Below are 24171 nucleotides of genomic sequence, written 5' to 3' on the forward strand. Positions count from 1 at the left end.
GTATAAGGAAAATGGCAGGGGCGGCTGGATTCGAACCAACGCATGGCAGGATCAAAACCTGCTGCCTTACCGCTTGGCGACGCCCCTGTATCTGTTGCTGCGAACGCTCATGCGCTCGACTTCTTGACCAGACTTTGCAGCTTGCGATGCAACATCGAAATATTGCTTCCTTTCGCCACAAACCCTGTTTGGGTCGCTGAAAGAAGGGCCAGAACTTTATCAGCTTCGGCTTTGCTTGGGAAGGCCCCAAACACACAACTTCCAGTGCCGGTTAGTCGAGCCTCAGTGAATTTTCCCAGTGAATTCAACGCATTGCGAACTTCAGGGTAATTCTGCTCTACCACCGGTTGGCAGTCATTTCGTCTGTTTCCCTCGGGAACGGGGCGCATCTTAAGGGGGAGAGAATCACGTGTCAACTGTGGATGTGAAAAAATTTCTACTGTGCTGACAGACACTTGCGGCACCAGCACGACATACCAGGGTTCGATCGGGTCGACCGGTGTCAGTTGTTCGCCTACACCTTGCGCGAACGCTGCGTGGCCGCGTACGAACACCGGCACATCGGCGCCCAGGCTAAGCCCCAGTGCGGCCAGGCGGTCTTCGTCCCAGTCCAGTTGCCACAGGTGGGCGAGGGCCAGCAGGGTGGTCGCGGCGTCCGAGCTGCCGCCGCCGATGCCACCGCCCATGGGCAGAACCTTGGTCAGCCAGATGTCGGCGCCAAGCGTGGTGCCCGATTGAGCTTGTAGCATGCGTGCGGCCCGTACGATCAGGTTGCTGTCGTGGGGGACTGTCTCGATTTCGGTGTGCAAGCGGATCACGCCATCGTCACGCAGGGCGAAGCTCAGTTCGTCGCCGTGGTCGAGAAACTGGAACACCGTTTCCAGCTCGTGGTAACCGTCCGCGCGGCGGCCGATGATGTGCAGCCACAGGTTGAGCTTGGCCGGGGCGGGCAGGGTGAGCTTTTGCATGTGATCAATGCCCCAGCTGGCGCGGCTGCCAGTCCTTGACCACCAGGGTCACGTCCAGGTCCTTGCCGTGCAGCTTCAGGCGCTCGGGCAACCAGTAGCCGTTCTGTTCGGTGTAGCTCAGGTACTGCACCTGCCAGCCATCCTGGTCGAGGCTGGCCAGGCGGCTGTCGCCATCGAGGGTCAGCTTGCTCTTGCTGTCGGGGGCGGGCAGGCCGCGCACCCACCAGACCAGGTGCGAAACCGGCAGTTGCCAGCCCAGTTGTTCTTCCAGCAGGGCTTCCGGGCTGGTGGCTTCGTAGCGGCCCTGGTTGGCCACTTCCAGCACCACGCCACCCGGGCGGCCGGTAAGGCGCGCGGCGCCTCGGCCCAGCGGGCCGGCCAGGCGAATGTCGTAATAATCCTGGCGTTGCAGCCAGAACAGCGTACCGCTGCCGGAATCGCGCGGGGCGCGGATGCCGACCTTGCCGTTGATCTGCCAGCCATCGAGGCTGCTCAGCTGCGCTTTGTGGGCGCGCCACTGCTGCGGGTCGCCGTGGCCCTGCAGGGCCTCGCGGCTACCGAAGCCGGCACAGCCGGCCAGCAGGGCGATCATGGTAAAGGTGATGCAATGGCGCAGGAACATGGCGTTAAAGAGTCTCGGATCCGGTCAGGCGCAAAAGGGTCTTGCGCAGGATAGGGCTGTCGGCCTGGGCCTCGAAGCCCTTGGCCCATACATGGCGAGCTTCGCGGCGCTTGCCGTTGGCCCACAGTACTTCGCCCAGGTGGGCGGCCACTTCGTGGTCGGGGAAGTTGGCAAAGGCCTGGCGCAGGTAGGTTTCAGCGACGTCGAGGTTGCCCAGGCGATAGTTGACCCAACCCAGGCTGTCGAGCACTGCCGGGTCATCGGGGGTCAATTGGTGGGCCTTGTCGATCAGTGCCTTGGCTTCGGCATAGCGGGTGGTGCGGTCGGCCAGGGTGTAGCCCAGGGCGTTCAGCGCCATGGCGTTTTCTGGCTCGCGGGCGATGATGGCGCGCAGGTCTTTTTCCATCTGCGTCAAATCGTTGCGCTTCTCGGCCAGCATGGCGCGGGTGTAAAGCAGGTTGAGGTCGTCCGGGTAGCGCTGGATGGCTTGCTGCAGCACCTGATTGGCCTGGGCGTCCTTGTTGTTGTTGCTGTAGCTTTCCGATTCGATCAGGAATAGCTGGATGGCGTAGTCTGGCTGGGCTTCGCGCGCTTCGGCGAGCAGGCGCGAGGCATCGCTGCCGCGACCGTTGGCGATCAGGATGTCGGCCTGGCGCAGCTGTGCCGGCAGGTAGTCTGGGCCTGGGCCGACCAGGGCGTATTCATCCAGAGCGCCAGCAGGGTCGTGGCGCTCCTCGTGGATGCGGCCCAGGTTCAGGTGCGCGGCGTCAACGTAGCTGTCGCGCTCGATCAGCTCCTGCAAGTAGCCTTCGGCTTCATCCCAGTCTTTGTTCTCCAGGCACACCAGCGCCAGCGAGTAGCGCAATTCGTCATCATCGGGGTATTGCTGGACCAGACTGATGAACTCGCCTTTGGCATCGGCGATACGGTCCTGTTCGACCAGGGTGCGAGCGTAGGTGAGGCGCAGGCGTTTGTCGTCCGGGTTGTCGCGAATCGCCCCGCGCAGCAGTGGCAGGGCCTCCGGACCACGGTCCAGGGCCTGCAGCAGACGGGCGCGCAGCAGGATCGGGGCGATTTCGCCGTTTTGTGCCGGGTGCGACTCGAGCAGTTCCAGGGCTTCTTCGGTCTTGCCGTCCTGGTTCAGCAGCAGGGCCTTGCCGAATATCAGCTGGCCGTTGTCGGGGTATTTCACCAGCAGGCGTTCGAAACTGTGTAGCAGGCCGTCGCGGGTGCTCTGGTCGGTTTCGGCTGCGGACAGGGCGAGGAAGTCGAAGTGGGTGTCGCCCTGGCCCTGCAGTACCTTTTCCATGTAGGTCATGGACTCGTCATAGCGACCGGCGCGGGCCAGCTGGATGGCGGCGGCGCGCTGGGCGTCGAGGTTCTGCGGGTCGTTGCGCGCCCAGACCAGTGCATTCTCCAGTGACGGCTCGTCGGCGCCGAGGTACTCGGCAATGCGGTAGGCGCGCTCGGAAACTGCTGGGTCCTGGGTTTTTGCCGCCTGATCGGTGTAGTTGGCCAGGGCGATGTCGAAACGGTTGCGCTGGCCGGCCAGCTCTGCCACCAACAGGCTATAGAGTGTGTCCTGCTTGAACGAACCATACACCACGGGCTTTTCCGCCTCTGCCTTGCCAGCTTCGGCGACGGGAGGCTCGGCCTTTTGCGGGGCCAGGCTTTGGCAGCCCTGGAGCAGGGCGAAGGCAAGCAGCAATGCGTATGGTTTGTTCATAGAAAGGCTTATAGGAGGACTCACCGGCGGTCGGAGCATGATGACACAAGCGCGGGGGCAAACCCACCTGCGAAGGTCGTGGTTTACAGGCTGGGTGGTGCTGAGTAGGACAGCGGGGTGGGGGAGAGGTTCGCTGGGGGCTTCTGACGCAATGACCCAGCCCCTGCCTGTATATTTTACGTCCCTGGAAGCAGGAAATGGGAGAGCACAAGCGCCATGAGAAGCGTAATGTGCGGAGTTACGGGCTGTTCCCGGTTCACATGGGTAGCCAAAGAAAGGCGCAGGCCATGGCCACTGCGCTTTCATAATTCCGCTTGAGCTTGTCGAAGCGCGATGCGGCCGCCCGCTAGTGTTTCAACCGGGCGAAGGCGTTTTCAACCAGGTGCAGCCTGAAAAACCTTGAGCCATTTACCCGCCGCGATCCTCGAATCTACCGTCAGGGTTAGTCGCACCGACAATTTTGTCGAGATCACCGGTCAGGATAGATCCGCTCATATAGTGCCACGTCGCTGGGGCAGTCAATTTCTCCCCAGGGAGCGTGCGTCGCCACGCCGGCGACTGGAAAACCTTCGCTGACTAGTGTCCCTAAAAGCGATGTCATGTCAGTTTGGTCTCGTGCCTGAGGCGTGAGCCCTTGCAATTGTTTTTTCAATGCCTGCCAACCCGCTGGCGTGACTTTGAACAAGCCCATGTACTGGCCCTGAATGACTTCAAGACTGGTAGCGGTCTGTCCAATAGCGCTCACCCATCCATCGACTAAGCGGAAGTTCTCCAGATCTGGTAGCGGATCGTTGAAGCGTTGCTGCCAGAGACGCACTGCGGCGGGATCGTAGCCCAGAACAATATCGGCTGGATGGTTAATTAGCTCGGATACTAGGGTGCTGTCGTAGAAGATGTCACCGTAGCTAACAAGGCAAGGCTCTGCGCTCAACCAATCGCTGGCGCAATTTAGAGAGCTGAAAATACCGGAGCTATGCCAGCGGTGGTTGTGAAACAAAGTGTCGGCGAATGGCGCAAGCATTTCGCTTCGATAGCCTGCAACGATGCCAACCTCGCTGACATCGCATCGACGGAGCGTTTCAATCGCGCGCTGTAGCAATGGCGCACCGTTAAAGGGTACCAAGGCCTTGGGGCGTTCATCGGTCAGGGCTTGTAAGCGGCTCCCGCGACCAGCAGCAAGAATGATGGCTTTCATGAAAAAGCTCCAAAGGCATGTCGCACGCGTTGAATATCCAATGGATCTGCAGGTAGTTCTCGCTCGGGGTGCCACATGATCCCGGTATGCCGACGGTGGTCGTCATACACAGCCTCGATCACGCCGTCGTCGGCCAGGGCTAGTACGTGGTAGCCGTCGGGCGCCTCGCGAAAGCCGTATTCATGATAGGAATTCACTCGCCGCCGTTGTTCTTGCATGTTGATCATGTGCTCACCTACATGGCCGGCCAAGCGTTCCAAAGTGCCGCCAGCTCGCGTCAACATTACCTGCATGCCGCGGCATACACCGAGCACCGGAAGCCTTAGATTTTCCGCAAGATCAAGCAAGACCCTCTCAGTGACGTCGCGTGTGTCGGCTGACCCACTCAGGGCCTGGCAACTCCCTCCACCAGTAAGCAGGAGGCCCTGAGGGCGCAATGATTGGACTAACGCCATGCTGACTCTCGGATCGTTTGGAAGGTACAGCGGGGTCAGCCCACATTGGCCTAAGAATTCAACCCAGCGCTGGTCAAGCGCGTCCCGCCATTCCTGGCGTTCGGCGTTGAACTGCCTGAGCATGGTCAGCCCAACCAAAATCATGCCAGCACCTGTATACGCCGCTCGGCGCAGTCGAGCAGCAGGCTTGTCGCCGCCAATAGGGTTTTGAATCGAGTATCGCCCACGCCGATAGCTGCGGGAATGGCGAACTCTCGGGCTCGGATCGACATATGCGAGTTCTCGCCTCCGTAGGCGGTGATGAAACCAGCAATGCGGTGGGTAAAAATCCAATCAAAACCCGGATCAGCGTTTTCGATTAAGACAATGCAACCCTCTATGTCCGGTGCCAATTGCCCTGGAAGCACATGGGCCACCCGCGCATGAGTGGCACTTCGAGTGATGAAGTTGGGATTGCACCAGTGCACTCGATGGCCGAATAGATCTTGCGGCTGACAGATGATGCTTGGCGTACGGACTAACTGCGTTTCATACCAGCGGCTGCGGTTGTGAGCAATCGCTTGGTGCAAACGTTTGCGATCGATGTCGGCGTAACCGCTGGTAAAGTCGGTGATTTGCGCAAAGCTGAGTTGGTCGCGGTCAAGACCATGTACCTCACCCCAATCGCATAGTGAGCGCAAAACATCCGAAACAAACGCTGCATAGAGGTATTTGAGCTTCTCGCGCGATGCAATAGCGGCCTGAGCAAATTGGAGGAACTGCTCGGCGGAAACGTTAAGACCGCACTGGTCGAAAGCTTGCTGCATGGCGTTGACCTGGGCCCGAGATACAGTTGGCCCGTTCGTAGATTTTGGGGGGCGTTGTAATGGGCGCTGCCAGTCAAAATAACTCTCCGGAGTCTCGTCGTAGCGCGCCACACGTATATCGTAGGTACCGGGCCGGACATGACCGTGGAGCTTTAGGAAATCGTCCTTATGCAACGTCTGGAAATCGCTGGCCATCTCGCGACCGATACTATTGACCCCTCCGGTCACATGATCGATGAAACCGGCAGATACTACCCCCGCTGTTTCCAGCGATTTAATTATTGCGGTACCTACGAACGCTGCACGGGCAGCGCCAGCGAATACTTCAGCGACTACGTTGGCCGCCGATAGAGCATTCCTCATACGTTGCAAGGACTCGCCCCGAGGTTGCCTCGCCATTAAACTCTACACCTTGTCAGTAATACTCGGTAGACGTGTCAGGTCGGAGAAGAACGGGCCGCTGGGGGAAATAATGTGCTCGGTCAACTGGCGTAGCTCGTTCAAGTAGCATTCGTGCTGCTCGGTACTAAGAGTCCGGAGCGCCGGCAGCGCGGCAGCGGCATCGGGGCTAGTAAGCTCTGGCGTGAAGCACGTAGGAATGATCGCGAACTCGATCTTGTCATGCAGATGAGGATGCATGGCCAAGTACTCGCCGCACTGTTCGACTACGCGCTCGGCAACATCTTGAGGTACCGAGGCAGGGATGAATGACTCGATGCTGTGGGCAATGCAGATGTAAGGAGAGCCACCCACCTGGTACATCAGCGGTTTGCGCCGCAGATCCCGGTAGCCGTATCGGAATCTGGCAGAGGCCCAATTAAGGTCAGTGATCAGCTCCTTATATAGCGAGTAGGCTAGCGCCCGCGGCTTGGTACCGATCATTTCCGCTGGGTTCCAGTCCGGCATAAGGCCAAGGAAGGCGGTCGACGTAGGACGCAGATGGTGTTGCTTGCAGATCAGCTCTTCGAACTGGGAAACCTCGTGCTCCAAAACTTTGCGTAGTTGGGCGTCGGCAAGTGCGTTGGCATTACGGGGCCCATCTGCGGTCATGGGACGCACTTGGAATAGCAGAGGGCCATCGACAGTGATCGCGAACTCTATGTCCAAGGCATCGCGCCCGGTTAGAACTTGTACCTCTTCGAGCAACGCAAACAGCCCTAGTAATTCCGCAGGCTCGCTTGCCGCCTCGCTGCCAAGGGAGACGAAAGAGTGCACAGTCTCGTTGCCGGTAGTGACACCGTCAGTACTGGCACCTGGTACATAGTCAACTACGTAATATGGCAAACCCGTCTCTGGATCACGGGTCATCGCCACTCCGCTGGCCAATACTCCTCTCGCCATCTGCTGCACCAGCACCTCATCGCGCTCGCGAGCTAGGCCGTAGGAGGCGATCACCGTCTTGATGGCTTCGCCGAGTGCCTGGCCGCCACACACATCTAGAACTGACGCGTACATTCCTGCACCGGAATGGCCGTCGCGGTCTTCGGCTAGGCAGCTGGATCGTACAATCAGCGGCTCATCGCCAAAGAACGCCTGACAGTGCGCGATCACTGCCTGCCAGTCCTCCCGCCACTGTGCCACGGTGAATCGATGAAGGGGCAACACTTGACCGGTGCTCAGAAGTGGTGCCAGTTGCTGCAGGGTATCGGCCTTGCCGGAAAAAGCGAACACGGGAGAAGGATTTAATGAGTGCATATGTCTTCCCTAATCAGTCGAATCAGTCCGTTGCAGGGGGCTGTCAGTTCATGTCAGGTTTAAGCCAACTCGGCGCCGGTATAAGTCGCGAGTTCAAGGCCGTAAAGTGAGGACAGCTCGCGCAGGAAGCGATTGCCCTTTTTCGCCGCAGAGTGGGGGCAGTCGTCCTCAACGATGACGTGGCCAATTGTGCCGATGTTGCCGCTATAGACGTTTACCGCCTGGCCAGGCGCAACGTGGGCGGTGCAAAACCGGATGGCGTACTTGTCCAGTAATGGCTGTAGGGTGTCGGGGTCATAGTCGTGGGCGATATGACCGCCATTGCGGGAGGCGACAGTTACGACGCTACCTGCGCGCTGAAGCACTGAGTCGTCAATTAGAATGGGCTCGCCCAGGTGCAGACGGACTAGCAGTTCGAACGGGTCGATGCCGGTCAGCATCCGGTACATCTGCGGCGCTACGCTACCCATCATGCGTGCGTTGATCTCCACTAGACAGGGCCCTTTGGCATCGCGCAACAGTTCAACATGATAAAGGCCAACATCCAGCCCCAGAGCGCTGAACACTGCCTGCACATATGCTTTGATCTCGTCGCGCTGTGCTGCGTCAAGGCCTGACGGCATGGTCGCGGTCATTTCTAATATTTCGCTATAGTCGGCGCGGAAACGGATGGTGGTCGCAAAGCAGGAGACCTTGGTGTCCTGGACGATGACTTCCGCTGAATGCAATGTACCGTCGATGTATTGCTCGACCAGATAGTCGCGGCTTACCAAGTGGTCGATCATAGGATCAGCACCCTTGCGACTCTGGCGCAACTCGGCGAGAAAGGCGTCAAAGTCGGTCTGGCTATGGCAAATGGCGGAAAACTGCTTGGCGAATCCTCGGGTCGGCTTGACAACGAATGGCAGCGACAAACTCGGAACGACCCCATTGATCAGTTGCTCCTCGCTTAGTACTTCAAAATCAGGAGAGCGTAGTCCGTGTGCCCGCAGCGTTTCGCGCAGTCGACTCTTGTATACCGCCCCGCACAGAGCTTCGTACCTCGGGTAGAGGGTGCCGAGGCGCTGGGCCTCACGCGCCACCGGTACTATGGCTGCTTCAGAGGTAGAGATCAGGGCGTCAATAGGGCGCTCTGCGTGCAGGTTTGCCAACAACCGGCTGAATTCGCCGCCTTCCAGATTATCGATACGCAAATAAGCATCCACATATCGCAGGTAAGGCTCGAGACGGGAGGTGTCGTCCTTGATCGAGATCGTCAGGAACGAGGCGTCGCGCTGATGAATGAAGGTGACGTGGCAGCCAAGCCGTTTGGCTGCCTCAAAAGCCAGCAGGCCGCTTACGGTGCTGTCGACGAAAACCACGTGTTTCATTGGAACCTCGGATTACCAGGGATGAAAGTAAATAGTGCTGAGCCCGAACAGCATTGCGAAGCAAGCGACCGTCGAAGGTGCGCCATACTTGGGAATTCTCAAGCTGGTGACCTGGAGGATGCCGACCAGCGCCATTAGGCCGACGATCACACCGGCACCGTAATGCCCGGCCGATAACCCCATCAGCGCCAGCGCAAAGACAAATCCTGAATATGTGGTGGGTAGCCCCTGATATCCCCCGCCAGCCGATGTGCCGGGCATGCCAAACAGCGATAGCCGCAAAATGGCCGTGAAAACCAGAGTTGCTGCGGCCAGCGTGGCCGAAAGAGACTGGTCGAGGATCAGGATGACAAGGGCTGGCGTGATGCTGAAATTGAGCAAGTCGGCAAAACTGTCTAGATGCTTGCCGAAGGCCCGTTGCGCGCTGTTCGCAGCCAGGTAGCGCCGGGCTATGTGGCCGTCAAGGAAATCGAGCATCGCGGCCAGGCAAATCACCGTCGCCGCCAGAACAAACCGTCTTTGCAACGCAAAATAAACAGTACCGAAGGCCAGGCCGATATTGAACATTGTTAATATGTTCGCCAAATCCAAAAGACGGACGAACGGAAACACACGCGCCAATGTGGGCATATTGTTCTCCTTGAAGAAATTATTTAGACAGGTTGTTTTCCCTTGATCGCAACTGCCGTTCGCAGGGCGTTGGATGCGACGAAATAGAAAGCAACGAAGATAATGCTCGTGCTGAACAGGCCAACATACTTAACCAGTATTGATCCGGCGAAGATGGTGATTATCATGCCTAAGTAGACCCCCGCATACTGGACAGATGCCATCAACGGCATGGCGCTGGTAGGTGTGCTCCTGACAAGATCGGCTTGCAATTTGAAAAATGCCAGTTCGAAAAAGAATATGTAGAGAAAATACGCGATGTAACTGGACTGAATATCATGGCCGAACGCTGCGAGCATCATGAACAGGCCGCTGACTACAGCCATCGGCATAGGTAGCGGTTGCACATTACACTTGCCCAAACGATAGAACAGTACTGCGCCCACCAAAGCTGCCACACTATTGACGGCCTGCAACAAACCGACATACACCTCTCCCAAGCCCAGCACATGGGCCGGTAACAGCACCCTGGACACATTGAAGAAGCCCTGAAAAAGGCTGACGAAGACGATGAACTGATAGAGGCTGAGGCGTAGCGCGGGATACTCCTGCAAAAGCGAACCAAGGGCAGTCAATAGTCTTGGTGCGACCTGCACGGTGATCGGAGGCTTTGTTGGCGCAGGTAGTAGATAGGCCGCCAAAGCCGCGATGGAAAAAAGACTGACAGTAATGAGCAGGGCTAACCCAGGCGTCATGTTGGCTTTGAACAGTAGCAGACTGATGCCTGCCAGGCCGCCGGCAATGAATTGTGCGGTGAGTGTCAGAGGCACTGAGCTGGCGATTTGCGCACCCGGGAAATAACACTTGATGGCAACAATACGCCCTACCCGTTGCAGCGCATCCAGGGTGCCAATGACTACCGCGCCTAACACGGCGACTTCCACATGATGTGGCAGGATCTTGTAGGTGACCGCCGCGCAGCCCAGCGACGCCAAGTTGGCACTCCACAGCAAGGTGCGTGGCGCTAGATAGTCAGCCAGTCGGTAGATTGGAGCGACAAAAATTACCGGCAGAACCATTGGTGCAAACAGCACCACTTGGGAAAGTATTAGACTAGCAGTATGAGCATAAATATAGTAGGAAAAATAAATATAGCTCAGCGTAGAGGCCGAAATAGCACACAAGTTAACGCCCCAAAGAAGCACTGAGTGCCTACGAGATGCTGCAAATTCTTCCATTGCTCGCGCCTATTATATAGCTTCCTGCCATGCACGAAGCATACCCTGCATTGGAAATCGTTTTAAGATAAGCTTAACAAAACTGAAATATAAAAATGCTTGTTGTTGGTGTGTCAGCAAGTAAGTGTGCATCATTTCAGTTCATCATTACCGCTGCTGATCCTCATCAACAAAACTTCTAATAATCGGCAAAATTAATAGCTACAAATAAACCGACGGACTGATAGCTCGATGCTATCCAACTCGTATCGCTGTCTCAGTGAGGAATATCGATGTAGCGGCGTCAAGACTAGGTCCGGAAGGAGGGTAGGGCAACAGCTGGGCATGTATTTGGGAAATGGACTACAAGACTGTGGATAAATCTTTTGGAAATATGTCAAAAGTCTTCTCGACCCGGTCGGCGTAGTTGGCTAGGGCGATGTCGAGCCGATGGCTCTGGCTTTTGCTCTTACTGTCGCTTCTAAGCGCGCGGTTGATCAGGCGCTGCAGATTGCGACTTCAGGAGGCCGAGCGTAGGGCTTGCTCCCGGGAGGACCGCGCTGCAGGCCCCATCCTGGGGCACAGCGCTTGACGGGCATCCATGCCCGTCACCTCCCTGCGCAAGGCCTGCGTTCGGCCTCCTGAAGTCGCGAAGATCAAGGTCAGGATCAAAAGCCAGATCAAAAGCCGGCAAGACCTGAAAACACCGCTAGGGCAGGCTACGAAAAGGCGATAGCCGCAGGACTATCAGCACAATAGCGAACGGTGGTTGTCCAAAAACCTGCGAAAGAGGACAATTATCGGCTTCCCGTCACAACCAGCGACCTTGCATGGCCTTTCTTGCACTTGGTATCAACCATAAGACTGCCTCGGTAGACGTACGCGAGCGCGTGGCGTTTACCCCAGAGCAGCTGGTAGACGCCCTGCAGCAGCTCTGCAGACTGACGTCCAGCCGCGAGGCGGCGATCCTGTCGACCTGCAACCGCAGTGAACTCTATATAGAGCAGGACCACCTGTCCGCCGACGCCGTGCTGCAGTGGCTGGCCGACTATCACCGCCTCAGCATCGACGAGCTGCGCGCCAGCGCCTACGTGCATGAAGAGCACGACGCCGTGAAGCACATGATGCGCGTGGCCTCAGGCCTGGACTCGCTGGTTCTGGGCGAGCCTCAAATCCTGGGCCAGATGAAGTCCGCCTACGCCGTGGCCCGCGAAGCCGGTACCGTCGGGCCGTTGCTCGGGCGCCTGTTCCAGGCCACCTTCAGCGCCGCCAAGCAGGTGCGTACCGATACGGCCATCGGTGAAAACCCGGTTTCGGTTGCGTTCGCCGCGGTCAGCCTGGCCAAGCAGATTTTCGCCGACCTGGGCCGCAGCCAGGCCCTGCTGATCGGTGCCGGCGAAACCATCACCCTGGTCGCCCGCCACCTGCACGAGCAGGGCGTACGCCGTATCGTGGTGGCCAACCGCACCCTGGAGCGTGCCAGCATCCTGGCCGAGCAGTTCGGTGCGCATGCCGTGCTGCTGGCAGACATCCCACAGGAACTGGCCAACAGTGACATCGTGATCAGTTCCACCGCCAGTCAGTTGCCGATCCTGGGCAAAGGCGCGGTCGAGAGTGCTCTGAAACAGCGCCGACACAAGCCGATTTTCATGGTCGACATCGCTGTACCTCGCGATATCGAAACCGAAGTAGGCGAGCTGGACGATGTCTACCTGTACACCGTCGACGACCTGCACGATGTAGTGGCAGAAAACCTCAAGAGCCGCCAGGGTGCGGCTCAGGCGGCCGAAGAGCTGGTATCCGTGGGCGCCGAAGACTTCATGCTGCGCCTGCGCGAACTGGCTGCAGTGGACGTGCTCAGGGCCTATCGCCAGCAAAGTGAGCGCCTTCGCGACGAAGAACTGCAAAAGGCCCTGCGCCTGCTGGCCAATGGCGGCAACCCCGAAGACGTGCTGGCCCAGCTGGCCCGGGGCCTGACCAACAAACTCCTGCATGCGCCCAGCGTGCAGCTGAAAAAGCTCTCGGCCGAGGGCCGCCTCGATGCGCTGGCCATGGCCCAGGAACTCTTTGCCCTCAATGAGGGCTCCACGGACAAATCCCCGCAATGAAAGCGTCGCTGCTGAACAAACTGGAAATCCTCCAGGACCGTTTCGAAGAACTCACCGCCCTGCTCGGTGACGCCGAGGTTATTTCCGACCAGACGCGTTTTCGCGCCTACTCCCGCGAGTATGCCGAGGTAGAGCCGGTCTACGCTGCTTATAAAGAGTGGCGCAAAGTCCAGGACGACCTCGAAGGCGCCCAGGCGCTGCTCAAGGACAGTGACCCGGACCTGCGTGAAATGGCCGTGGAAGAGGTGCGTGAAGCCAAGGAGCAACTGTTGACCCTGGAGGCGCAGCTGCAACGCATGCTGCTGCCTAAAGACCCCAACGACGGTCGTAACGTGTTTCTCGAAATCCGCGCCGGTACGGGTGGCGACGAGGCAGCCATCTTCTCTGGTGACCTGTTCCGCATGTATTCGCGCTACGCCGAAAAGCGCGGCTGGCGCCTGGAGATCTTGTCCGAGAACGAAGGCGAGCACGGCGGCTACAAGGAAATCATTGCCCGCGTCGAGGGCGAGAATGTCTACGGCAAGCTCAAGTTCGAGTCCGGTGCACACCGGGTTCAGCGTGTGCCCGAGACCGAGTCCCAAGGCCGTGTCCACACTTCCGCGTGCACGGTGGCGGTGCTCCCCGAGCCGGACGAGCAGGCCGCCATCGAAATCAACCCGGCCGACTTGCGCGTGGATACCTACCGTGCCTCCGGTGCCGGCGGCCAGCACGTCAACAAGACCGATTCGGCGATCCGTATCACTCACTTGCCCACCGGTATCGTGGTCGAATGCCAGGAGGAGCGCTCGCAGCACAAGAACCGTGCTCGCGCCATGTCCTGGCTGTCGGCCAAGCTGAACGACATGCAGACCAGTGCCGCGCAGAACGCCATTGCCAGTGAGCGCAAGCTATTGGTGGGTTCCGGTGACCGCTCCGAGCGCATCCGCACCTACAATTATCCACAGGGGCGGGTGACCGATCACCGCATCAACCTGACCTTGTACTCGCTGGACGACATCCTCAGCGGTGGCGTAGACGCGGTGATCGAACCGCTGCTGGCCGAATACCAGGCCGATCAACTGGCCGCCTTGGGGGACTGATGACTGTCATCGCCAGCCTGTTGCGCAACGCGCAGTTGCCTGAATCGCCCACTGAGCGCCTGGATGCCGAACTGCTGCTGGCTGCGGCCATCGGTAAATCGCGCAGCTACCTGCATACCTGGCCCGAGCGTATCGTCAGCAGCGAAGATGCCGAGACCTATGCCGGCTACCTGAAGCGCCGCCGTGGCGGCGAGCCAGTGGCCTATATCCTTGGGCTGCAGGGCTTCTGGAAGATCGACCTGGAGGTCGCGCCGCATACCCTGATCCCGCGGCCGGATACCGAACTGCTGGTCGAGACGGCGCTTGAACTGCAACCCGCTTCGCCAGCCAAGGTCCTCGACCTGGGTACCGGTACGGGTGCCATCGCTCTGGCGCTGGCCAGCGAGCGCCCGGCGTGGCAGGTGACAGCGGTTGACCGGGTGGAGGAGGCTGCTGCCCTCGCCGAGCGCAACCGCCAGCGGTTGGGCCTGGCCAACGCTCGGGTACGGCTAAGCCACTGGTTCGACAGCCTGGCCGGGGAGCGTTTCGACCTCATTGTCAGCAACCCTCCCTACATTGCCGCTGAAGACCCGCACCTGGTGGCCGGCGACGTGCGTTTCGAACCCAGCAGTGCCCTGGTGGCCGGTGCCGATGGCCTGGACGACCTTCGCGTGATCGCCGCCCAGGCCCCCGCGCACTTGTTGCCAGGTGGTTGGCTACTGCTGGAACATGGCTACGATCAGGCGGCAGCGGTACGCGCTCTGCTGGCTGAACATGGCTTTATCGAGGTGGCCAGCCGCACGGACCTGGGCGGCCATGAACGCATTACCCTGGGGCGACTGCCATGCTGAGTGATCAGGAACTGCTGCGTTACAGCCGCCAAGTGCTGCTGGCCCAGATCGACATCGATGGCCAGCTGCGGCTCAAGCAGAGCAAAGCGCTGATCATCGGGCTGGGTGGCCTGGGCTCGCCAGTCGCCCTGTACCTGGCCGCCGCTGGCGTGGGTGAGCTGCACCTGGCCGACTTCGACACCGTTGACCTGACCAACCTGCAACGCCAGGTCATCCACGACAGTGCCAGCGTTGGCATGAGCAAGGTCGACTCGGCCTTGCAGCGCTTGCAGGCAATCAACCCGGAAGTCAGCCTGGTTGCTCACCGCCAGGCACTGGACGAGGACTCGCTGGTGGCTGCGGTGGCGGCGGTCGACCTGGTGCTGGACTGCTCCGACAATTTCTCTACCCGCGAGGCGGTCAACGCTGCCTGTGTCGCCGCCGGCAAGCCGCTGGTCAGCGGAGCAGCAATCCGTCTGGAAGGTCAGCTGTCGGTGTTCGACCCGCGGCGTGACTACAGCCCGTGCTATCACTGCCTGTACGGGCATGGTAGCGAAGCTGAACTGACCTGCAGCGAAGCAGGCGTCATTGGCCCGCTGGTGGGGCTGGTGGGAAGCCTGCAGGCGCTGGAGGCGATGAAACTGCTGGCTGGCTTCGGTGAGCCGTTGGTCGGCCGCTTGCTGTTGATCGATGCCCTCGGCACCCGTATCCGCGAGCTTCGTGTCAAGCGCGACCCGGCTTGCACGGTCTGTGGTAAGCGCGATGGCTGAGCGCTCGGCGCCGATCGGCGTCATGGACTCGGGGGTTGGCGGTTTGTCGGTGCTGGCCGAGATCCAGCGCCTGCTGCCCAACGAAACGTTGCTGTATGTGGGCGATTGCGGGCATATACCCTACGGTGAGAAGTCGCCGGACTATATCCGCGAGCGCTGCCGGCACATTGCCGGGTTCTTCCATGAGCAAGGCGCAAAGGCCATGGTGTTGGCCTGCAACACCGCCACGGTGGCGGCAGTGGCCGACCTGCGTGAGTTGTATCCGACCTGGCCGTTGGTGGGCATGGAACCGGCCGTCAAGCCTGCAGCGGCAGCCACCCGCTCGGGCGTGGTCGGTGTGCTGGCCACCACCGGTACCCTGCAGAGTGCCAAGTTCGCAGCCTTGCTCGACCGCTTCGCCAACGACGTACAGGTTATTACCCAGCCTTGCCCGGGGCTGGTCGAACTGATCGAAACCGGTGACCTTGCAAGTCCGGCGTTGCGCCAGATGCTGCAAGGTTACGTGCAGCCGCTGCTGGCAGCAGGTTGCGACACGCTGATCCTCGGCTGCACCCATTACCCTTTCCTTCGCCCATTGCTGGCCGGCATGGTGCCGGATGACGTGGCCATCATCGACACCGGCGCGGCCGTGGCGCGTCAGTTGCGACGGCTGCTGGGTGCCAATGATCTATTGGCCGAAGGCCCGGCCGGCGCTGCACGCTTCTGGACAAGCGCTGACCCAGAAGCCTTAAGAAAAATCCTACCTGTGCTGTGGCATAAGTCTGACGATGTGCAAAGCTTTGCGTTGTGAAAAAAACGTGAAAAAAGGCTGAACTATCGTTCCACTTCTGCTTTCTACCGCTTTGCCTGAGATGAGGCGGACACTAACAACAGCATCAGAAAGAAGGATGTTTCTTATGAGGAAACTGCTCGGCTTGGCAGCGACTGCTGCCTTTGTTTTGGGGCAAGCGATGTCGGCACAAGCTGCCGATGTTTCGTTCTCGGTGGGGCAGACTGGCGATTCGACAATGGTCTACCGGCTAGGGCTGCAATCGAATTGGGACGCGAGTTGGTGGCAGACCAGCGTTGGTCGGCTGACCGGCTATTGGGATGGGGCCTACACCTACTGGGATGGCGACGAGACCGCGAGCAATCACAGCCTGTCCTTCGCGCCGGTGTTCGTCTATGAGTTTGCCGGGGAGTCGGTGAAGCCTTACATCGAAGCCGGCATCGGGGTGGCGGCGTTCTCCAGCACCGAACTGGAAAGCAACGAGCTGGGTTCGGCGTTCCAGTTCGAGGACCGCATTGGTTTTGGTTTGCGCTTTGCCGGCGGGCATGAGATTGGGGTGCGGGCGATTCACTATTCCAACGCCGGCATCAAAGAGCCCAACGATGGTGTAGAAAGCTACAGCCTGCATTACAGAATGGCGCTCTGAGTTCACCTGCATTCGCGGGCAATGCCCGCTCCTGCCGGAATACCACAGCATAAAGGTCTGGGTAATCTGCGGGAGCGGGCTTGCCCGCGAAGAAGGTAATGCTGATTTCAGCGGTCAACGCGCCAGCGGCCACAGGCTACTGAGGTCCAGCGTCTCCAGGACCAGTTCGGGTTCCCTCTGAGGCCACCGGCGCAGCAACTCCTCTGCGGCACTGCCGGGCGTCCACGCCTCCGGTATCGCCTGTGTCGACGTTACCGTAACCTTCAACGATTGTGGCCCTACGATGGTCAGTGCTATCCCTTGGTCCTCAAGGGCCTTGCGCTGCTCACGCAGCCATTGCGGCAAGTTGTTCCAGCCCGCAGTCACCTGTGTCGGTGCAAACAGCTGCAACGCCGAATAGCGGTTGAAAAGCCCCATCACCTGGGGCGACTGCCCCTTTGCCAGCAATGGCAGCGCTTTGCTCAGGCAATGCTCTGCGGCCAGCTGGTTGGTGGTGACGATCGCTTCGATCAGCTCACTGTCACTGACATTGTCTGGCAGGTAATCGGTGGTGCCGGTGTTGAGGATCAGCCCGTCCAGCGAACACCAGGCATGGCAGATTTGTTGGCACGAATGGGTGACGTGTTGTTCTTCCTGCAACTGCCACGGCAAACGCAACAATTGGCTGCCGTAGCGTGTCCCCAAATCATCCAGTGCATCGCTATCCTTGCCACTCGCGGCAACGCGATGTCCTTCATCGAGCATCCGCTCCACCAAAGCCAAGCCAAGTCCGTTGCTTGCGCCTGTAACCCAGAAACTACGCGAGTTAATCAAGACGTTATCCCCTGATTCTGCCGGCGTGGCAGCCCTTTGAACGCTTCCAGGGCCCGCTGGCGACTGCTGCTGAGATCTACGATTGGACTTAGGTACGAAGTATTACCGAAAAGGTCCGTCGGTTTAATGGGTTGATGGATGGCTTTTTCATCGAGCTCCTGTAGTTCCGGTACCCAGTGGCGAATGAACTGACCCTGTGGATCGAAGCGCTGCGACTGTGAAACCGGGTTGAAGATACGGAAATAGGGCACTGCGTCGGTGCCGGTGGACGCACTCCACTGCCAACCCCCGTTGTTGGCGGCCAGGTCGCCGTCTATCAGGTGGCGCATGAAGTGCCGCTCGCCCTTGCGCCAGTCAATCAGCAGGTTCTTGCTGAGGAACATGGCCACGACCATGCGCAAGCGGTTGTGCATCCACCCGGTGTGCAGCAGCTGGCGCATGGCGGCATCGATGATCGGGAAGCCGGTGCGGCCCTGCTCCCAGGCCTCTAGGTCTGCCGGGGCGTCACGCCAGGGCAGGGCTTCGGTCTGGGCGCGGAAGGCGCGGTGGCGCGAGACCTGTGGATAACCGCTGAGGATGTGCTTGTAGAACTCACGCCAGAGTAGCTCATTGATCCAGGTCTGCACGCCTGTGCTGCCACTGTCGAACTCGCCCCGGTTGCCGGCCAGTGCGCCGTGCAAGCATTGGCGGGGCGAAATCACGCCGGCGGCCAGGTAGGGGGAAAGCTGGCTGGTACCGGGCTTGGCAGGCAAGTCGCGCAGGTGGTGGTAGTCGTCGATGGTTTCGTCCAGGAAGCGTGACAGGCGGGACTGTGCCTCAGCTTCACCGGCTGGCCAGTGGTCGCGCAGTGCGTGCGTGGTTTTTCCGAAGCCCTCGACATGTTGCGGGATCGGGTCGCTGCCGATGTTCAGCGGGGCCTGGCGCTTCACCCGCCGTGCCAGGGCCGGCAGGCTGCGGTGCAGATGCTCCAGGCAGGTTTTCTTGAACTGGCTGAACACCTGGAAGTAATCGCCACTGCGAGTCAGTACGGTGCCCGGACGGAAGAATAGTTGGTCGAGGTAGCTGTGCGCCTGGATGGCCGACTTTTCCAGCAGTGCCCGGGTGGCATCATCCCGGCGCTGCTCATTGATGCCGTACTCCTCGTTCCAGTGCACGCTTTGCACCTGATGTTGGCGGCAGATATCGAGCACCGCCTGTGGCGCCTGGTCCCAGGTATCGATTGTGCGGATCAGCAGGGGGATGTTCAGCTTTTCCAGTGATTGGCGCAGGTCATGCAGGTTACGCAGCCAGAAGTCGACTTTGCAGTCGGCATCGTCATGGGCTTGCCATTGTCCGGGGCTGACCAGCCACAGGGCGATGGTCGGGCCGCGTTCGGTAGAGGCGCTGAGTGCAGTGTTGTCATCGATACGCAGGTCGCTGCGCAGCCAGGTCAGGTGCATGGGGGATTTATCTCTACAGGCTGTCGATCATGGGCTTGAAGCACGCGCAATGCCGCCTGCGGGGTGTCGAACAGGAAAAGGTCGGGTAGCTCAAAAGCCTTCAAGCGGGCTTCATGCAGCGCCAGCGTGGCACCGCCCAGCAGCTTGGGGATCGGCAAGCCTTGCAGGGTGCGCAGCAACGCCTTGTCGTCGATGCGTGGCCCCAGGTGCAGGAGTAAGGCGCGTGGTTTGAGCGCGTTGACGGCGCTTAGCAATTGCGGGCCTGCGACAGGCTGCTCGAGCACCTCGACCGGGAAGCCATTGCTGGTGAGTAGCCAGGCGCACAACCATAAGTCCGGGCTGAAGGTGCGTTCGCAGTCTTCGGCCAGCAACACTGCAGGCCCTTGCAGCAGCTGGTTGTCGTGGTACACGCGGGCACCGAGCTTGCTGCGCAGCCAGCTGTGAAAAAACACCTGCTCCACCCGAGCGTTGAAGTAATTGCGCCAGCGCAGGTCGAGCATGTCGAGTAGCGGCAGCAGCAATTGCTCGCACAGGGTGACTGCCGGGTACAGCGCCATGGCCTGGTTGAGTTGCTGGTCGAGGGCGCGCTGTGAAAGGCCGGCGATGGCTTCGATCAGCTGGAGTTGCCGGGCTTGCCAGTCACCCTTCGGTGGGGTGCTGGCGGGTTTGTCGAGCAACTCGCGGACTTGGCCGACCGACGCGCCACGCTGCAGCCAGGCCAGGACGGACTCGACGCGTTCGACCTGCTCAAGTGGGTACAGGCGATGCCCCTTGGCGGTGCGCTGTGGCTTGAGCAACCCGTACCGGCGCTCCCAGGCGCGCAGGGTGACCGGGTTGACGCCAGTGCGACGGGCAAGTTCGCCAATGGGCAGCAAGTCCTCAGACCGCATTGCGCAAGCCCAGGCTCTCGGGGTGAGGCTGCAGGTAGGCTTGTTGCTGCAGGTAGGGGTCTGGGTGCTTGCGCAAATGATGTTTGAGCAGGGTCAGTGGCACTACCAGAGGTACCACGCCTTGTTGGTATTGGCCGATGACTGCCTGCAACTCGGCCTTGTCCTGCTGTGTCAGGGCATCCTTGAAGTAGCCGCTCAGGTGCTGCAGCACGTTACTGTGGGTGCCGCGGCTGGCGCAGCGGCGCAGGGCCTGCATCAGCTGGCTGAAATAGCGCGGGCCGATGGTCTGTGGTTCATCAGCCTTGCTCATGCTGCCAAGCAGGCGGCCGAGCGTGCGATAGGCCTGGGGGTTGTTGGCCATCAGCAAATACTTGTAGCGCGAATGAAAGCGCACCAGCGCGCCACGGTTCAGGCCCTCGGCCAGCAGGCGCTGCCAGTCGGCGTAGGCGTAAACGCGGCTTATGAAGTTCTCGCGCAGCACGGGGTCATGCAGGCGGCCTTCTTCTTCTACTGGCAAGTCCGGGCGCAATGCGCAGAAAGCCTGGGCATAGACGCCACGGCCGCCATGCACGGCCGGGTGGCCGTTGTCCTGATAAACCTTTACCCGTTCCAGGCCGCATGAAGGTGACTTCTGCATGAAGATGTAGCCGCAGATGTCGTCAAGCTCGTTGGCCATCTGCTCGCCATAGGTGCGCAGCGGGTCTGTAAGGTCCTTGCCAGGGTCTCGGGTGCCGACCACTTCGGGTTGCTCGGGGTTGCCTACCAGGCGAATCGGGTCGCGCGGGACACCCAGGCCGATTGCCACTTCCGGACACACGGGTAGCCAGTCGAAGTGCTGTTCCAGCTGTTTACGGCACAGGTCGGAGGCCTTGTGGCCGCCGTTGTAGCGCACGCTGTGCCCGGTCAGGCAGGCGCTGATGGCGATACGCGGCTTGCTGTGGGCGGAAGGGTCGTGCATGGCTGCCTCCGAAAATAAACCTGTACGTGACTCGAAACTTGTACAGGTTTATTTCAGCACAGCGCTGAAGTTATGCAAACTAGTATTTTTGTATAGTTCGGCATCACTCAAGGTGTTCGAGCAAGCGCCGCGCTGCTTCCTGGCCACTGAGCCATGCGCCCTCGACGCGGCCGGACAGGCACCAGTCCCCACAGGCGTACAAGCCTTGGTCAGCATCGGCCAGTGCGCCCCACTCATGGTTGCTACTGGGGCGGGCATAGAGCCAGCGGTGGGCCAGGGCGAAGGTGGGCGGTGGTACCACGCAGCCGACCAGTTCGGCGAATTCGCCCCACAGCTGTTCGATCACTTCGTCCTTGGGCAGGTCGATGTGTTGCCGGCTCCAGTCTGACGTTGCGTGCAGTACCCAGGTGTCCAGGTGCTCGTCGCGGCCAGGTTTGCTGCGATTGCGGGCCAGCCAGTCCAGCGGGTTGTCCTGCACGAAGCAGCCTTGCATTGGTGTATCCAGCGGTGTCTCGAAGGCAAGGGCGACGGCCCAGGTAGGTTCCATTTGCACGCCAGCGGCCACGGCTGCCAGCTTCGGTGTGGCGGCCAGCAGTGGCGTGGCCTGCGGTGCCGGGACGGCAATGACCACACGGCTGTAGGGGCCGTGGCTGCAACCTTCGGTGTCTTGCAGGTGCCAGTACTGCTTGCCGCGAAACACTTCCGCTATGCGGCAGCCGAAATTGACGGTGACGTCCTTGAGCAAGCCGCGGGTAATGGCGCTCATGCGTGGCACGCCCACCCAGCGCGTCTGCTCGTCGGGGGAGGGGGTAAGTTCGCCATCACGGTAGTTGTACAGTTGAGGCTTCCACTGCTCGGCCCAGCCGGCGGCGACCCATTGCTGCACCTGATCGACGAAGCGTCGGTCACGGGCAGTGAAGTACTGTGCCCCCAGGTCGAGCGCGCCGGCCTCGCTGCGCTTGCTGGCCATGCGCCCGCCACTGCCGTGGCCTTTGTCGAACAAGTGCACGGATTGCCCGGCCTTCTGCAAGGCCTGGGCGGCTGACAAACCGGCGATGCCGGCCCCGATGATGGCGATAGGTACTGTCATGATGGCCTCTTCAAACCTTGCTGTGAGCAGACTACGCTGTCAGGCAAACCTGTACAATGCCAAAATTATGTATAAGGTTATTCCGTGTTGGCGGCAGGTTGGCCTATGTTTATCCGAGAGCGTCGGGTCAAAAAAGTGCCTTGCTGTTAAAAATAGACCACCGACGCATTCTGCGAGGACACAGCCATGCATATATTGCTGACAGGTGGCACCGGTTTGATTGGCAAGCATCTGTGCCAGTACTGGCTGGGCCAAGGGCATCGGCTTACGGTTTGGAGCAGGCGTCCTGAACAGGTGGCGAAAATCTGTGGTAGCGGGGTGCGTGGTATCGCGCGCCTGGAGCAGCTGGAGGCCGACGATCATCTTGATGCGGTGGTCAACCTTGCCGGTGCGCCGATTGCCGACAGGCCCTGGACGGCCGCCCGGCGCAGCGTGCTGTGGGCCAGCCGTGTCACCCTTACCGAGCAATTGCTGGCTTGGTTGGGCACCCGTGAGCAGCGCCCGGACGTGTTGATCTCCGGCTCTGCGGTAGGTTGGTACGGAGACGGTGGCGAACGCGAACTGACCGAGGCTTCCCCCCCGGTGCGTGAAGATTTCGCCAGCCAGTTGTGTATTGCCTGGGAAGAGACCGCCCAGCGTTCGCAAGCGCAGGGGATACGCGTGGTACTGGTCCGTACCGGCCTGGTGCTGGCCAGCGATGGCGGCTTTTTGTCGCGCCTGCGCATGCCCTTCAAACTGGGGCTGGGCGGGCCTTTGGGCAATGGGCGGCAGTGGATGCCCTGGGTTCATATAGACGACCAGGTCGCCCTGATTGATTTTCTCTTGCAGCACAAGGATGCCAGCGGTCCTTATAATGCCTGCGCGCCGGAGCCTGTGCGCAACCGTGAGTTTGCCAGGCGACTGGGCCGAGCCCTGCATCGGCCGGCGCTGTTGCCAGTGCCGGCATTGCTGCTCAAGGCCGGGCTTGGCGAGATGTCCACCTTGCTGCTGGGAGGCCAGCGGGCGCGCCCGGTACGCTTGCTGGAAGCCGGCTTCACCTTCCGCTTCAACGATCTGCAATCGGCGCTGGACAACCTGTCCAGTCGCCTCTGACATAGGACGCTGCATGACCGATCACGCCCTGCTGCTGGTCAACCTGGGTTCCCCGGCCTCCACCTCGGTGGCCGATGTGCGCCGCTACCTCAACCAGTTCCTCATGGACCCGTACGTGATCGACCTGCCGTGGCCGGTGCGGCGCTTGCTGGTGTCGCTGGTCCTGATCAAGCGCCCGGAGCAGTCGGCACATGCCTACGCTTCGATCTGGTGGGAGGAGGGCTCGCCTCTGGTTGTGCTGACCCGTCGCCTGCAGGCAGCGATGGCCGAGCACTGGCCCCATGGCCCGGTGGAAATCGCCATGCGCTACGGCCAGCCGGCCTTGCCTGATGTGTTGGCGCGGCTGGCCGCCCAAGGTGTGCGCAAGGTGACTTTGGCACCGCTTTATCCACAGTTCGCCGACAGCACGGTGACCACTGTGATCGAGCAGGCAAAACAGACGGTCAGCGAGCGCCAGTTACCGTTGCAGATGCGCGTGCTGCAGCCGTTCTACGAGCACCCGGCTTACATCGAGGCGCTGGCAGCCAGCGCCCGGCCATACCTGGAGCAGGGTTACGACCACCTGCTGCTGAGCTTCCATGGTTTGCCGGAACGGCACCTGAAGAAACTGTTTCCGAAGGGGGTCAAGCACGACCTGCGCGCTGCCGATTGCTGCCACGGTGCAACCGCCGAAGTACGTTCGGTTTGCTATCGCGGGCAATGCCTGGCTACTGCCAAAGCCTTTGCGCAGAGCATGGGCATACCGGATGGCAAATGGTCGGTATCGTTCCAGTCGCGGCTGGGCCGGGACAAGTGGATCGAACCCTACACCGAGACGCGGCTGGATGAGTTGGCCAAGGCTGGTGTGAAGAAGCTGCTGGTGATGTGCCCGGCGTTTGTGGCGGATTGCATCGAGACGCTGGAAGAGATAGGGATGCGTGGCAGCGAGCAGTTTGTCGAGGCGGGCGGCCAGGAGCTGGTGCTGGTGCCGTGCCTGAATGATCACCCGGAGTGGGTGAGGGTGTTGGCTGATATGTGTGAGAAGGCCTGAATCGAAGGGGCCGCT

23 protein-coding genes, 1 tRNA gene and 1 pseudogene are annotated in these 24171 nt (G+C 60.2%); 8 read left to right on the top strand and 17 right to left on the bottom strand.

All coding sequences use genetic code 11. The features are described from left to right. Positions 1-12 precede the first annotated feature (12 nt). The 12 genes and pseudogenes from ACF8FG_RS25355 to ACF8FG_RS25410 all read right to left on the bottom strand — a co-directional run bounded on the left by ACF8FG_RS25355 (position 13) and on the right by ACF8FG_RS25410 (position 10684). Positions 13-87: transfer RNA gene (locus ACF8FG_RS25355), tRNA-Gln, on the bottom strand. A gap of 20 nt (positions 88-107) precedes the next feature. Next, on the bottom strand, positions 108-968 hold the full coding sequence (gene ispE / locus ACF8FG_RS25360) for a 4-(cytidine 5'-diphospho)-2-C-methyl-D-erythritol kinase (RefSeq protein WP_392519347.1): 861 nt from the start codon (positions 966-968) through the stop codon (positions 108-110). A gap of 4 nt (positions 969-972) precedes the next feature. Continuing rightward, positions 973-1590 (bottom strand): lipoprotein insertase outer membrane protein LolB, encoded by a 618-nt coding sequence (gene lolB, locus ACF8FG_RS25365; protein WP_003247402.1) that lies wholly within the window; start codon positions 1588-1590, stop codon positions 973-975. A gap of 4 nt (positions 1591-1594) precedes the next feature. Continuing rightward, positions 1595-3316 carry a tetratricopeptide repeat protein gene (locus ACF8FG_RS25370; protein WP_014589661.1) on the bottom strand — a complete coding sequence of 574 codons (1722 nt, stop codon included), beginning with the start codon at positions 3314-3316 and terminating at the stop codon, positions 1595-1597. Positions 3317-3572: 256 nt separating this feature from the next. Continuing rightward, positions 3573-3704, bottom strand: a pseudogene (locus ACF8FG_RS25375) (IS5/IS1182 family transposase); the annotation flags it as partial. 81 nt (positions 3705-3785) lie between these two features. Further along, positions 3786-4511 (bottom strand): phosphocholine cytidylyltransferase family protein, encoded by a 726-nt coding sequence (locus ACF8FG_RS25380; RefSeq protein ID WP_014589662.1) that lies wholly within the window; start codon positions 4509-4511, stop codon positions 3786-3788. Continuing rightward, complete coding sequence (locus tag ACF8FG_RS25385; RefSeq protein ID WP_019437897.1) at positions 4508-5110, bottom strand: type 1 glutamine amidotransferase; 603 nt, start codon at positions 5108-5110, stop codon at positions 4508-4510. Before ACF8FG_RS25385 ends, ACF8FG_RS25380 begins: the two co-directional genes overlap by 4 nt. Further along, positions 5107-6171 carry a PEP-utilizing enzyme gene (locus ACF8FG_RS25390; RefSeq protein WP_172830912.1) on the bottom strand — a complete coding sequence of 355 codons (1065 nt, stop codon included), beginning with the start codon at positions 6169-6171 and terminating at the stop codon, positions 5107-5109. Before ACF8FG_RS25390 ends, ACF8FG_RS25385 begins: the two co-directional genes overlap by 4 nt. A gap of 6 nt (positions 6172-6177) precedes the next feature. Beyond that, positions 6178-7467, bottom strand: a complete 1290-nt coding sequence (locus ACF8FG_RS25395) for a PEP/pyruvate-binding domain-containing protein (RefSeq protein ID WP_172833543.1) — start codon at positions 7465-7467, stop codon at positions 6178-6180. Between the two features lie 59 nt (positions 7468-7526). After that, complete coding sequence (locus ACF8FG_RS25400) at positions 7527-8837, bottom strand: ATP-grasp domain-containing protein (RefSeq protein WP_019437896.1); 1311 nt, start codon at positions 8835-8837, stop codon at positions 7527-7529. A gap of 12 nt (positions 8838-8849) precedes the next feature. Then, the gene (locus ACF8FG_RS25405; RefSeq protein ID WP_014589666.1) at positions 8850-9467 is read right to left on the bottom strand and encodes a phosphatidylcholine/phosphatidylserine synthase; all 618 of its coding nucleotides are present in this window, start codon (positions 9465-9467) and stop codon (positions 8850-8852) included. A gap of 23 nt (positions 9468-9490) precedes the next feature. Next, positions 9491-10684: a hypothetical protein gene (locus ACF8FG_RS25410; protein ID WP_318079822.1), complete on the bottom strand. Its 1194-nt coding sequence runs from the start codon at positions 10682-10684 to the stop codon at positions 9491-9493. An 809-nt stretch (positions 10685-11493) separates the two neighbouring features. On the opposite strand from ACF8FG_RS25410, the gene hemA reads away from it, so the two are divergent. The 6 genes from hemA to ACF8FG_RS25440 all read left to right on the top strand — a co-directional run bounded on the left by hemA (position 11494) and on the right by ACF8FG_RS25440 (position 16844). Next, positions 11494-12771 carry a glutamyl-tRNA reductase gene (gene hemA / locus ACF8FG_RS25415; RefSeq protein ID WP_010951977.1) on the top strand — a complete coding sequence of 426 codons (1278 nt, stop codon included), beginning with the start codon at positions 11494-11496 and terminating at the stop codon, positions 12769-12771. Next, entirely contained in the window at positions 12768-13850 is a 1083-nt protein-coding gene (gene prfA / locus ACF8FG_RS25420) for a peptide chain release factor 1 (RefSeq protein ID WP_003247392.1), read from the top strand. The genes hemA and prfA overlap by 4 nt, the downstream gene beginning before the upstream one ends. Further along, on the top strand, positions 13850-14680 hold the full coding sequence (gene prmC / locus ACF8FG_RS25425; protein ID WP_014589668.1) for a peptide chain release factor N(5)-glutamine methyltransferase: 831 nt from the start codon (positions 13850-13852) through the stop codon (positions 14678-14680). The genes prfA and prmC overlap by 1 nt, the downstream gene beginning before the upstream one ends. Further along, entirely contained in the window at positions 14674-15429 is a 756-nt protein-coding gene (locus ACF8FG_RS25430) for a molybdopterin-synthase adenylyltransferase MoeB (protein WP_014589669.1), read from the top strand. Before prmC ends, ACF8FG_RS25430 begins: the two co-directional genes overlap by 7 nt. Continuing rightward, complete coding sequence (gene murI / locus ACF8FG_RS25435; RefSeq protein ID WP_014589670.1) at positions 15422-16219, top strand: glutamate racemase; 798 nt, start codon at positions 15422-15424, stop codon at positions 16217-16219. Before ACF8FG_RS25430 ends, murI begins: the two co-directional genes overlap by 8 nt. A gap of 106 nt (positions 16220-16325) precedes the next feature. Then, positions 16326-16844 carry an acyloxyacyl hydrolase gene (locus ACF8FG_RS25440; protein WP_014589671.1) on the top strand — a complete coding sequence of 173 codons (519 nt, stop codon included), beginning with the start codon at positions 16326-16328 and terminating at the stop codon, positions 16842-16844. Positions 16845-16958: 114 nt separating this feature from the next. Here the strand turns inward: ACF8FG_RS25440 and ACF8FG_RS25445 are convergent, their stop codons facing one another. The 5 genes from ACF8FG_RS25445 to ACF8FG_RS25465 all read right to left on the bottom strand — a co-directional run bounded on the left by ACF8FG_RS25445 (position 16959) and on the right by ACF8FG_RS25465 (position 22034). Then, positions 16959-17657, bottom strand: a complete 699-nt coding sequence (locus ACF8FG_RS25445; RefSeq protein ID WP_318079823.1) for an SDR family oxidoreductase — start codon at positions 17655-17657, stop codon at positions 16959-16961. Continuing rightward, positions 17654-19096: a deoxyribodipyrimidine photo-lyase gene (gene phrB / locus ACF8FG_RS25450; protein ID WP_318079825.1), complete on the bottom strand. Its 1443-nt coding sequence runs from the start codon at positions 19094-19096 to the stop codon at positions 17654-17656. The genes ACF8FG_RS25445 and phrB overlap by 4 nt, the downstream gene beginning before the upstream one ends. Beyond that, a complete protein-coding gene (locus tag ACF8FG_RS25455; protein ID WP_318079826.1) occupies positions 19087-19986 on the bottom strand; it encodes a MerR family transcriptional regulator in 900 nt (299 codons plus the stop codon). The genes phrB and ACF8FG_RS25455 overlap by 10 nt, the downstream gene beginning before the upstream one ends. Continuing rightward, positions 19976-20944, bottom strand: coding sequence for a DUF523 and DUF1722 domain-containing protein (locus ACF8FG_RS25460; protein WP_014589675.1), 969 nt, complete (start codon positions 20942-20944; stop codon positions 19976-19978). The genes ACF8FG_RS25455 and ACF8FG_RS25460 overlap by 11 nt, the downstream gene beginning before the upstream one ends. A gap of 103 nt (positions 20945-21047) precedes the next feature. Further along, the gene (locus tag ACF8FG_RS25465; protein ID WP_010951987.1) at positions 21048-22034 is read right to left on the bottom strand and encodes an NAD(P)/FAD-dependent oxidoreductase; all 987 of its coding nucleotides are present in this window, start codon (positions 22032-22034) and stop codon (positions 21048-21050) included. Between the two features lie 186 nt (positions 22035-22220). Between ACF8FG_RS25465 and ACF8FG_RS25470 the strand changes: the two genes are divergently transcribed. After that, positions 22221-23126, top strand: a complete 906-nt coding sequence (locus tag ACF8FG_RS25470; protein ID WP_019437888.1) for a TIGR01777 family oxidoreductase — start codon at positions 22221-22223, stop codon at positions 23124-23126. A 13-nt stretch (positions 23127-23139) separates the two neighbouring features. Further along, the gene (gene hemH, locus ACF8FG_RS25475; protein WP_019437887.1) at positions 23140-24156 is read left to right on the top strand and encodes a ferrochelatase; all 1017 of its coding nucleotides are present in this window, start codon (positions 23140-23142) and stop codon (positions 24154-24156) included. The last annotated feature ends 15 nt before the right edge of the window (positions 24157-24171 follow it).

The organism is Pseudomonas sp. YQ_6 (assembly GCF_043103245.1).
GTDB classification, from domain to species: Bacteria; Pseudomonadota; Gammaproteobacteria; order Pseudomonadales; family Pseudomonadaceae; genus Aquipseudomonas; species Aquipseudomonas alloputida.